The organism is Candidatus Binatia bacterium, from assembly GCA_036504975.1.
GTDB lineage: Bacteria > Desulfobacterota > Binatia > UBA9968 > UBA9968 > JAJPJQ01.
In genome coordinates, this window is sequence record DASXUF010000016.1 from 1 (window position 1) to 3,733 (window position 3,733).

The window sequence follows — 3,733 nt, forward strand, 5'->3', positions numbered from 1 at the left end:
TGAACGGAGTGAAGGATCTCTCCGAAATTCTTTGCCCGGAGATTCGGAACGACATCGCTTAAGCCCTCCGCACGAGTTTCAGCTCCTGAATTTCAGGCACTGTATCCTTCAGATGAAAGAACTCGACGGCATTGCCGGCCAGCATGGCATAGCGTTCGTCGTCGGGAACGCCGGCGAAAGTCTCGTCGATCACCTTGCGCGAGTGCGGCCAGTCGCCGGTCGCGTGCGCGAAGTCGCTGCCCCAGAGGAGCGACTTCACGCCGATGTCGTGGCGCAATCTAACTCCGTGCGGATCTTTCATGAAACCCCAGAGATTATATTCCCGGAGATACTCGCTCGGCTTTCTTTGGAGCGGTTCGAGGCCCCATTGCCGGTAAGCCCAGTGGCGGTTGCGCTCGTAGGTGTCGTCGATCTGCGAGAGACAATAAGGGATCCAGCCGATCTGCGTCTCGGCCCAGTAGATGCGCAGTTTGGGAAAGCGGTGGAAGACGCCGGCGAACGCAAGCTGCATCGGCGCCAGCGCGTTGTCGCTGGCAAACCGGATCATCAAACTCACCGGGTCGCGCCCGGGGACCTGCCGCGCCGGTCCTTTGTTGTAACGGAAGACCGGACCTTCCTTGCCGAATCTCGTCGTGCCGCCGTTCGTATGCGCGGTCACCGGCATTTTGAGACTCAGCGCAGCTTCCCAGAAGCGGTCGTCCTCCGGTGTGGGAAAAGTTTTGCCGCTGGGAAATTTGTAGACACAGATGCCTTTCAATCCGACGCCCGCGCAGTACTCCATCTCCGCGACCGCGTCATCGACGCCCGTGTCGGGAATCAAACCCATGGCGATGAGCCGATCCGGAGCGTAGGAACAATATTCTTCCGCGAGCCAGCCGTTGTAGGCGTGGATCATCGCCTTGTACGGCTCGTCGTCGGTGATGCCGCGCCACGAGTTCATGTAGACCGGATGCGTGAAGAGGATCTCCGCGTCCACGCCGTCCATGTCCTGCTCGCCGAGCCGCTGCTCGGGCGATCCCGTGCCCGGACCGTCGTAGCTGATGCCGTGGAGATCGTGCTGATCGTAGGAAACGCCGGTGATCTGGAGCCCCGGCGAGTGCGGACGGCGGTTCTCGACGACGAAGGCGTCGTCGCCGCTCGCCATCTTGATCCGGCGCGGCGCGCGCTCGCTCCAGCGCGCCGGCACGCGATCGGTCCAGCGCTCGGGCGGAATATCGAGATGAGAATCGCCGGAAATCATCTTCACTTCGCGCATCTTTGATCCTCCCACCTCCGATTACCAAGTGTTGGTGATCCATTCCCCTTGGCGTCCTTTGCGCCTTTGCACGAGATTCCTCTTATTCGAATCAGATTTTTCATCGCGCCAATACGCCAAGGCCGCAAAGAATATTGTGCGCTAGGCCGCATCTGAGCGCTTTGCCTCCGCCTCCACCAGCGGCCGGTACTTGGCGCAAAGACCTTTCCAGTATTCCGCGCGCTTGATCGCGCGCTCCACGGAAGCGTCCGAAAAATTCAGAAACGGCGGACGTGCAGGCCCCGGTTTGTAGTAGCCGGCGCGCTCGTGCGCCGTTTTGCCGGCGCCGCCCTCGCTCGCGTCCGGCCGGCCACCGCCTCCGCTGCCCATCAACTCGCCGACCATCTTGAGCGCCTGCTCGTCTTCGCCCCTCGCGATGAGGTTTCTCAGATGGAGCACGGGCCACGGCCCCATCCAGGCGTCGATCGACCAGCATCCGGCCGCGCCCATCTTGGCAAAGGGAAAGAGCTGCGCCTGGTTGACGAAGACGCTGATCTTGCCCTTGATGATCTTTTGTAGCTGCACAAAGGCGCGCGTGTCGCGATGGCTGTCTTTCATGCCGATGATGTTCTTGTTTTCGACAAGCTTATTGAAGGCGGGCACCGGAATCGTGAACTTGTGGTTCTCAGGATTGTGGTAGATCACGATCGCGAGCTCCGGGAAAAGCTCGGCGATGTCGCGATAGAACTGTATCGCGTTCGGAACCGACGACGGCTCGTAGTAAGGCACGCCGAGGAGAACGCCTTCGGCGCCGGCGTCTTTCACGACCTTCATCTTTTGCACAACCTCGCGCGGATTCGGGCTGGTGCAGCCGATCAGAAGCGGCACGCGCTTCTTCACCGCTTCCACCGTCGCGCGGGTCAGCGTGACGAACTCGTCGAACAAAAGGTTGTAGCACTCGCCGAAAGTTCCGGTGGTCGCGATAACGTCGACGCCGTCGCGGATGATGCGGTCCACTTTCGTTCGCAGCTCATCGACATTGATCGTCGCCGTCGCGCGTATGTCGGCGGCGTCCGCCGTCGCGAACGCGGGCATCATCGCCATCACACCATGCATGTCTTTTGGAGTCAGCATAAAGTCTCCTTTCGTTTTCTCCCCCACTGCGAGTCCTCACGGCGCGAGTATTCGGGCCGCGGCCTCCGACACCGGCGGTTGGAATAACCACCCCTCTATTGCGCGGGCTCAGAGAGCGGGTGGCAGCTCTCACTGTCAGCGCCAGATCTTATCTGCTATTCGCTCTCCTCGTGATACAGCCCCAGCGCCTCCAGGATCGGGCGATCGTTGACGCAAAGGAGCAGCGCCCTCTCTTTGGATGAAACGTTTCTGTGCGCGTGCCATTGAAGCGGTGGAATGACGAAGCAGTCCCGCTTGCTCCACGTAAGCTCTTCCGCCCCCACCTGACTCGCGCCTTCTCCTTCGATGACGTGAACCATCGCCATGCCGGTGCGGCGGTGCGAGCGCGTCACCTCGCCGGGACGAAGCACCTGGATCTCGACGCTCATCGTCGGCAGCGTGTGGCCGCCGGTCGCCGGATTTTTAAACTCGAAGATCGCTTCACAGTCCGGCTCGCATCCCTCACAGAGCTGTTCGAGCGCTTCGAGCGTATCGCTCCATCTATACCTGTACGCCGGCAACTGATCGATCAGCGCCGTCGACTGCAAGGCGCCGAAAGCGCGCCGGTGATAATCCGCGGGCTTGGTTGCCGGCTGGACCGCGTTGTCGGGCCACAGCTCGCGTCGGAACGCGCCCAGATAATTGACCAGGTTTCTATCCTGCAGGTCGAGCCAGATCGACGGACCCTCGCTCAAATTCTCCGTGCCGTGCCAGCTCCAGTTCGGCTGGACGAGGAGATCGCCGGGCTCCATCACCATCTGCTCGCCGTCGGAGGTGGTCGTGGCGCCTTTGCCTTCAACGATGAAGCGCATCTGTGCCGGAGTGTGTCGGTGCGACGCCACGCTCTCTCCCGGGTTCATGAGTTGATACGCGAGCGACAGCGCGCTGCCGGAACCTGTGAGACCGATAACCCGCTGGTCGATGTCTTCGGGCAGGCGGACGAGCCTGAGACACTCTTCCAGAATCGGCAACATCTGCGTCCAGCGCCAGATTGTCGCTTTCGCTTCGGCCGGTTTTTCTCCGCCCCTCTGCCAGAGGCCGCGCAAGCCGTAGCGCGCGAATTCCGCGTGCAAGCCTGAGAGATGCTGTTGTGTTTCGCCTGTCGCCATTACCTTATACTCATGCCCTCACCTGCGAGGCCGAGGGACGCGAGGAAGAGGGTCGCAGACGTCCGACTAGAGAGGTTCGACTCATGGCACGACCTATCGGCTGCGGCCCGAAACTCGCGCCGCGAGAGCCTCGCGTTGCTTCCTATTCTCCGAACCAGTATTTCCGCTCCCGCCTCACCTTCTCGCCTTCCACTTCTTCCCGGTAAAGTCCGAGCGG

Annotated in this window: 3 protein-coding genes; all 3 read right to left on the bottom strand. The window is 61.3% G+C overall.

What is annotated here, in order from left to right; genetic code table 11:
* Nucleotides 1–58: 58 nt before the first annotated feature.
* A complete protein-coding gene (locus VGL70_02310; protein HEY3302350.1) occupies nucleotides 59–1,255 on the bottom strand; it encodes an amidohydrolase family protein in 1,197 nt (398 codons plus the stop codon).
* 141 nt (nucleotides 1,256–1,396) lie between these two features.
* On the bottom strand, nucleotides 1,397–2,368 hold the full coding sequence (locus VGL70_02315; protein ID HEY3302351.1) for a dihydrodipicolinate synthase family protein: 972 nt from the start codon (nucleotides 2,366–2,368) through the stop codon (nucleotides 1,397–1,399).
* A gap of 155 nt (nucleotides 2,369–2,523) precedes the next feature.
* Nucleotides 2,524–3,516 (bottom strand): cupin domain-containing protein, encoded by a 993-nt coding sequence (locus VGL70_02320; protein HEY3302352.1) that lies wholly within the window; start codon nucleotides 3,514–3,516, stop codon nucleotides 2,524–2,526.
* Nucleotides 3,517–3,733: the final 217 nt, after the last annotated feature.